6 protein-coding genes are annotated in these 7,168 nt (G+C 70.3%); 2 read left to right on the top strand and 4 right to left on the bottom strand.

What is annotated here, in order from left to right; translation table 11 throughout:
* Window positions 1-368 precede the first annotated feature (368 nt).
* From ACTWPW_RS43455 to ACTWPW_RS43445, 3 genes are read right to left on the bottom strand one after another with little or no spacing between them, the layout of a single operon-like run.
* Entirely contained in the window at window positions 369-1,199 is an 831-nt protein-coding gene (locus tag ACTWPW_RS43455; RefSeq protein ID WP_375114202.1) for a carbohydrate ABC transporter permease, read from the bottom strand.
* On the bottom strand, window positions 1,196-2,140 hold the full coding sequence (locus ACTWPW_RS43450; protein WP_375114203.1) for a carbohydrate ABC transporter permease: 945 nt from the start codon (window positions 2,138-2,140) through the stop codon (window positions 1,196-1,198). Before ACTWPW_RS43450 ends, ACTWPW_RS43455 begins: the two co-directional genes overlap by 4 nt.
* A 1-nt stretch (window position 2,141) precedes the next feature.
* Entirely contained in the window at window positions 2,142-3,413 is a 1,272-nt protein-coding gene (locus tag ACTWPW_RS43445) for an extracellular solute-binding protein (protein WP_443172146.1), read from the bottom strand.
* A 246-nt stretch (window positions 3,414-3,659) separates the two neighbouring features.
* Between ACTWPW_RS43445 and ACTWPW_RS43440 the strand changes: the two genes are divergently transcribed.
* Together ACTWPW_RS43440 and ACTWPW_RS43435 are read left to right on the top strand one after the other, a co-directional pair.
* Window positions 3,660-4,703 (top strand): LacI family DNA-binding transcriptional regulator, encoded by a 1,044-nt coding sequence (locus ACTWPW_RS43440; protein WP_375114205.1) that lies wholly within the window; start codon window positions 3,660-3,662, stop codon window positions 4,701-4,703.
* A 124-nt stretch (window positions 4,704-4,827) separates the two neighbouring features.
* Window positions 4,828-5,850: a LacI family DNA-binding transcriptional regulator gene (locus ACTWPW_RS43435; protein ID WP_375114206.1), complete on the top strand. Its 1,023-nt coding sequence runs from the start codon at window positions 4,828-4,830 to the stop codon at window positions 5,848-5,850.
* Between the two features lie 45 nt (window positions 5,851-5,895).
* Here ACTWPW_RS43435 and ACTWPW_RS43430 read toward each other — a convergent pair whose 3' ends face one another.
* Window positions 5,896-7,077, bottom strand: a complete 1,182-nt coding sequence (locus ACTWPW_RS43430) for a glycoside hydrolase family 68 protein (protein ID WP_375114207.1) — start codon at window positions 7,075-7,077, stop codon at window positions 5,896-5,898.
* Window positions 7,078-7,168: the final 91 nt, after the last annotated feature.

Raw genomic sequence — 7,168 nt, 5'->3', positions numbered from 1 at the left:
CGCCGACCAGACCATGACCATCGACCCCTGCAACCTGCAACTGCTCTACCAGGGCCGCAGCCCCAACTCCGGCGGCGACTACGGCCTGCTGCCCTACCGGCCAGGCGTGCTGACACTGCAGCGCTGATGCGGTGATCACCATGTGAACCGGGTCCTGGGTACGGCGTCTGGGAGCATCCGCCGTGCCCAGGGCCCTGCCGCGCCGATCGCCTCGGGGCGGCCCGGCGGCACCCGTACCGGCGTCGAGTGGCCGGCCCTGCGCGGTCAGTGTGTCGCCGAGCACGAAGGCAGACGTCCCGGCCCCGGGCGGCCGGGACGCCTTCCACGCCCACGTCCGGTACGTCGGAGCGAAGCAGCGGCACGGAAGGTCAGCCCTTGAAGGCGCCGTCCATGATCCCGGCGACCATGCGCCTGCCGACGAAGACGAACAGCACCACCAGCGGCAGCGTGGCCAGGAACGAGCCCGACATGGCCAGGCCGAGGTCCACCGAGAGGCTGTTCTGCAGCGCCTTGATGGCGATCTGCGCGGTGTACATCTCGGGCGACTTCAACACGATGAACGGCCACAGGAAGTCGTTCCAGGCGGTGACGAACCCGAGCAGCCCCAGCACGAACGCGGCCGGCCGCACCAGCGGGAACGCGATCCGCCAGAAGATCTGCCAGGTGGTGGCCCCGTCGATGCGGGCGGCCTGCAGGATCTCGTCGCTGATCGTGGTGGCCAGGTGCTGGCGCATCCAGAAGATGCCGAACGCGCTGGCCAGCCCCGGCACGATGAGCGCCTGCAGGGTGTCGACCCACCCCAGCGAAGAGATGATCATGTATTGCGGGATGACGGCGAGCTGGGTCGGCACGGTCATGGTCAGCACGACGATGAGGAAGAGCGCGTTGCGGCCGCGGAACCGCAGCTTGGCGAAGGCGAACCCGGCCAGCGAGCACAGCACGGCGTGCCCGACGCCGATCGTGCCGGCCACGACGAGGCTGTTGAGGATCGAGCGGACGAACGGCACGGTCGAGAAGACGAGCCCGGCCAGGTGGAAGAAGTTCCCGCCGGGGACGATCTCCGGCGGCAGCCGGGTGGCGGTCGCCGTGTCCGTCGTGGCCACCACGAACATCCAGTACAGCGGGAACACGCAGGCCAGCGTGGCCACCGCGAGCAACAGATAGGTCCACCACCGGACCCGGTCGGCCTTCTTCATCATCGCTCCGGGCGGATACGGGTGGACAGGACGTAGTTGAGCGCCGCGACGGCGATGATCAGCACGAACAGCGCCACGCCGATGGCGGCGCCGTAGCCGAACTGGAACCGGCCGAAGCCCTGCTCGTACAGGAAGAGCGTGAGGGTCTGGCACTGCCGGACGGGGCCGCAGGTGAGCGGGGCGGTGCGGGAGACGAGCAGCGGCTCGGTGAAGATCTGCAGGCCGCCGATGGTGGAGGTGACGATGGTGAACACGATGACCGGGCGCAGCGACGGGATGGAGATGTGCCGGAACTGCTTCCACGCGCCCGCGCCGTCCACCGCCGCGGCCTCGTAGATCGTTCGGGGAACGGCCTGCAGCGAGGCGAGGTAGAGCAGCGTGGTGTAGCCGAACCAGCGCCAGGTCGCCATCGCGGCGATCATCACATGGCTCCCCCACCCGGACTGCAGGAAGTCGATCGGCCCCACGCCGACGAGCCCGAGCAGCCAGTTGAGCAGGCCGTAGTCGCGGTCGAACATCTGGGCGAAGACGATCGCGGTGGCCGCCACCGAGGTGATGTACGGCACCAGCATCGACATCCGCCAGAACACCGCCAGCCGCAGCCGGGCGTGGTTGAGCAGGTGCGCCAGCCCCAACGCGATCAGCAGTTGCGGCACGGTCGACAGCAGCCAGATGCTGATCGTGTTCCAGGCCGCGTTCCAGAACCGGGTGTCGCCGAACAGGCGGGCGAAGTTGTCGAAGCCGATGAAGACGTGCTCGCCGATCGGGTTCCAGTCGAACAGCGCGACGTAGAAGGTGAACAGCAGCGGGACGAGCCCGAAGACCGCGAAGAGCAGGAAGAACGGGGCTATGTAGGCGTACGGGGCCAGCCGCTCGGCCAGGCCCTGCCGCACCCGCGTCTCGGCCTCGGGCATCGCCCGAGGCGGGCTGAGCGTCGTGGCCACGTCACGTGCCGATCGCGGTCTTGATGTTGGCCAGCGCCGCGTCCCACGCCTTGGCCGGGTCGCCCTTGCCCTGCTCGACGTTGGTGATCGCGTTCAGGAACTCCTGGCCGATGGCGGAGCTGTCCGGGCCGATGAGGAACGGCTTGAGCCCGAGCAGCGAGTCGGTGTAGATCTTCCCGGTCGGCGCGTCGGAGAAGAACGGGTCCTTGAGCCCGGTGAGCTTCGGATCCTGGTAGACCGACGGGGTGGTGGGCAGCGCGCCGGAGCCGGTGAAGTGCTCGAGCTGGCCCTGCGGCGACTGGGTCTTGGAGATGTAGTCCCAGGCGGCCTTCGGGTTGGCCGCGCCCTTGGGGATGGCCAGGTAGCTGCCGCCCCAGTTGCCGGCGCCGCCCGGGATCGTGGCGATGTCCCACTTGCCCTTGGTGTCGGGCGCGTTGTCGCGGATGGAGCCGAGCATCCACGACGGCGCGGAGATCACGGCGAAGTCGCCCTTGCCCATGCCCGCGCTCCAGCCCTCGGAGAACGAGCTCTGCTTCGCGGTGATCCCGGCCTGGGCGGTCCTGATCGCCAGGTCGAACGCGGTCTTGACCTGAGGGCTGGTGGCGTAGACGGCGTTGCCGGACGGGTCGTAGTACTTCTGCGGTCCCTGGTTGACGGCCTGGAAGAAGACGCTGGTCGCGGCGTTGTCGATGAACGCCTTGCCGGTGGCGGCGGTGTACTTCCGGCCGGTCTCGATGAAGGCGTCCCAGGTCGGCCAGAGCTTGCTCACCTCGTCGCGGCCGGTGGGCAGCCCGGCCTCCTTGAACAGGTCGGTCCGGTAGGCCACGGCCATGCCGCCGACGTCGGTGGGGATGCCGATGATCTCGCCGGACTTCGCCACCGACTGGCTGATCACCCAGTCGAGGTAGTCGCCCTTGACCTTGTCCGCGCCGTACTGCCGCAGGTCCTGGAAGTTCTGCGGCTGCTGGACGAACTTCGGCAGATCGTCGCCCTGGATGAGCACGAGGTCGGGCACCTTGCCGCCGGCCAGCGCCGTGGTGAGCGCCTGAGCGGTCTCCACCGAGGTGCCCACTTCCGTGAGCTTCACCTGCACGCCCGGGTTGGCCTTCTGGTAGTCCTCGACGGACTCCTTCTGGTTGATGCCGGTGAACGACCAGAACTCGAATGATCTGCCGTCGCCTGACGGCTGGGCTGGGCCGCCGCCTCCGCAGGCGGCGGCGGTCAGGACGAGAGCCGTGGCGAGCACGACCGGTGTGGCTTCACGGAGCTTCACAGATGATCTCTTCCTGGGTTCAGGAGCGGAGGGCGGAGGTGATCCGGAAGAAGGCCGGGCATCCGGGAGTGGCCGGCTGATCAGGAGCTGATTTACTGGACACCCGCGGATCAGAAAGTTTCGGAGTCAAGAGCGATCGTTAACGCCGGACCCTACGTGCGGATTCTGAAACTCGTCAAGAACCTCCCGTAAGATCGCCGAAATGAGCGGGACAGTTCGCCGAAACCTGCTCGCTAAACTGCCGCCATGACCACGGCCGAAGGCCCGTCCGACGACGGCGCCACCCTGTCCCAGCCGATGACCATCGCGCAGCTCGCCGAGCTGGCCGGGGTCTCCACGGCCACCGTGTCGAAGGTCGTCAACGGGCGCTCCGAGGTGGGACCCGAGACCCGTGCCCTCATCGAGCGGCTCATCCACGAGCACGGCTACCGGCCGCAACGGCGCCGCGCCACCTCCGCGCCCCTGGTGGAGCTGGTCTTCCACGCCTTGGAGGGCGAATATCCCAGCGAGATCGCCAAGGGGGTCGAGCAGGTGGCGCGCGAGCACCAACTCGCCCTGGTGCTGTCGGAGCTGCAGCACCGCGACACCCCGGGCAAGGGCTGGATCGAAGGCGTGCTGAGCCGCCGTCCCATCGGCGTGATCGCCGTGTTCTCCGGCCTGACGAAGGCGCAGCGCCGGCAGCTCGCGACCCGCGGCATCCCGCTCGTCCTGCTCGACCCGCGGGGCGACCCCGCACCCCAGGTGCCCTCGGTGAGCGCGAGCAACTGGAACGGCGGGCTCATGGCGACGCGCCACCTGCTCGGCCTCGGACACCGGCGTATCGCCGCCATTACCGGGCCCGACTACGCCCTCGCCAGCCGGGCCCGTCTCGACGGCTACCGGACCGCCCTCGACATGGCCGGCCTCCCCGTCGATCCGGAGCTCATCGGCCAGGGTGACTTTCTCGTCGAGGGCGGCCTGGCCCAGGCCGAACGCCTGCTGCGGCTGCCCGACCCGCCGACGGCGATCTTCACCTGCAACGACGGGCAGGCCACCGGCGTCTACCGCGCCGTCCATCGGCTCGGCCTGCGCATCCCCGGCGATGTGAGCGTCGTGGGCTTCGACGACCTGCCCGCGGTCCGGTGGATGAACCCGCCCCTGACCACGGTCCACCAGCCGCTCACCGAGATGGCCGCCGCCGCCACCGACATGCTGCTCAAGCTGGCACAGGGCGAGCTCCTGGCACAACACCGCGTGGAGCTGGGCACCGAACTGATCATCCGGGAGAGCACGGCTCCACCGGCGGGCTGACGAAACTTACGGCGATCCTCCCGAAAACGGCCGTACGGATCGACCGCTGGTGACGGCACGGACGGCCGGTCCACGGCGATCCGGCGCTGCCCGCCTGTCAGCGCTCCGTGACTAGACTGCCGCCATGACCACGGAGTCGTCCCCCCTCACCATCGCCCAGCTCGCCGAGCTGGCCGGAGTCTCCACCGCGACGGTCTCCAAAGTCGTGAACGGCCGTTCCGAGGTCTCGTCCGAAACCCGCGCAGCCGTGGAGGAGCTCATCCGCCGGCACGGCTACCGGCGACAGCGCCGCCGCTCCACGCCGACAGCCCTGGTGGAGCTGGTCTTCCACGCGCTGGAGGGCGACTATCCCGTCGAGATCACCAAGGGTGTGGCCGCGGTCGCGCGCGAGCACGAGCTCACGGTGGCGATAGCGGACCTGTGCCATGACCACACCGCCGCGGACGCCTGGCTGGAGAGCGTGCTGCGGCGCCGGCCGAGCGGCGTGATCGCGGTGTTCTCCGGCCTGACCGAACGCCAGCACGAACAGCTCGCCCGCCGCGAGATCCCGCTGGTCCTGCTGGATCCGGCCGACGCTCCTGCCGGGAACGTCCCGTCGGTCGGCGCCGGGAACTGGAACGGCGGGCTCATGGCGACCCGCCACCTCCTGGAGCTCGGGCACCGCCGCATCGCCATCATCACCGGGCCGGACTCCGCGTTGTCCAGCCGGGCCCGCCTCGACGGCTACCGGACCGCCCTCGACATGGCCGGCGTGCCCGCGGATCCGGAGCTGGTCGGCCGGGGGGACTTCCTCATCGAGGGCGGTCTGGCCGAGGCCCACCGCCTGCTGCGCCTGCGCGACCGGCCTACCGCGATCTTCGCCACGAACGACGGTCAGGCCATCGGCGTCTACCACGCGGCCCACCAGCTCGGCCTGCGCATACCGGACGATCTCAGCGTGATCGGCTTCGACGACATGCCCTCGGTGCGGTGGGCCATCCCGCCGCTGACCACGATCCGCCAGCCCCTCGCCGAGATGGCCGCGGCGGCCACCTCGATGCTGCTGAAGCTGGCCCATGGCGAGCAGCTGCCGCAAAGCCGCGTCGAGTTGGCCACCGAGCTCGTCGTACGCGAGAGCACCGCGCCGCCCGCGCTCCCGCCCGCCTGAGCCGGAGCGCGGCCTCCGAGGATCAGCGGGGCGAGCCGGGGTGGCTCACGCCCGGCCGTCCGTCAAGGGCACGCCGCGGCGCTCCGCTGGATCTTCCGAGGCGGGGGCGACGGACGTGGTCATCCCGTCCAGATCGAGTTCGAGCATGGGCGCGATGGTCCCGCCGAAGGCGGCTCGTGCCTGCGCCGGCTCCGCATCCAGGGGATTTCCGCCCCGCCGCGCTCGGTAGTTGGCGAAGCTGACCACGTGGCGGCTGGGCAGCACCAGCCACGCGTAGGCCTGATCGGGTTCGGAAGACGGGTTCCGGATCACCAGCCCGGAGCCGTTGAGCGGCTCGTACGGTCCCGTCAGGCTGGGCGCGGCGAAGCCGTAGAGCCCGGTGGGTGCGCGATCGGCCGGCTGGAAGGAGTGGCGCTGGGTGGTGAAGAACAGGTAGTACCGCGACTGGTGGACGATGACGTGCGGCCGTTCCAGCTCCCGGCTGACGCCCTCGGCCACAAGGAGAGGCGGGAGCAGCGACCAGCCGCCGGCCCGCGGTTCGGCCAGGGCGATGGCGCCGGTGAAGCCGTCGCCCCAGGCGATGGAGGCCGCGATGAGCAGGTGGTCGCGCCCGTCGGCCGGGTCGCGGAACCAGCCGGGATCGCGAAATGCCCTGATGCTCCCCGGCGACCCGTCGGCCTCCTCCGTCGGCAGGTACATCCGGCCGTCGGAGCGGAGGATCTCCCGATGTCCGGCGGCTTCGTGCGGCAGGAACCTGTCGCCGCCGGCGAGCCGGCGGAGGCGCGTCTCGATGACGCTCTGCCGGAACGTGGGACGCGCTTCGCCCCGCCGGCCGGCGGCCGTGTAGAACACCGACACCGTCCCGTCCGGCCGCCGGACCGCTGATCCCGACCACTCCCGGCTGCCGGGCGAGGCGCCGTCGGCGAAGGCGTTCCCGAGGTCCTCCCATCCGTCGCCGTGCCTGGCGAACAGGCGGATCCGGGCGTGGTCGTGGCGCTCTTCGGGGTGGCCGAGAGCCGGGGCGGACAGCACCATCCACACCTCGTGGCCGCCGAACAGGGCTGTCGAGCCGTCCTCCTCCTGGATCGGCCACAGATCCCAGAGATCGTGACCCGGCAGGAGCCGGGGCACGGCCGTGGGGTCGAAGACTGGCGCGGTGGTCGCGGTGGTCCCGGCGAGCAGATCGAGGTGCCGGCTGGTCCAGAGCGCCGGTCGGCCGCCGTTCACGCGCCGCCCCGCCCGGGGACGTGGGCATGTCCGGCGAACGGGCTGGATCCGCTCGCCGGTTTCCGTGCGCCGCCGGACCTTCCTCGTAGGA

Source organism: Nonomuraea sp. KM90 (assembly GCF_052246675.1).
Taxonomy (GTDB): Bacteria; Actinomycetota; Actinomycetes; order Streptosporangiales; family Streptosporangiaceae; genus Nonomuraea.
This window is presented reverse-complemented; position numbering and strand designations above follow the sequence as displayed.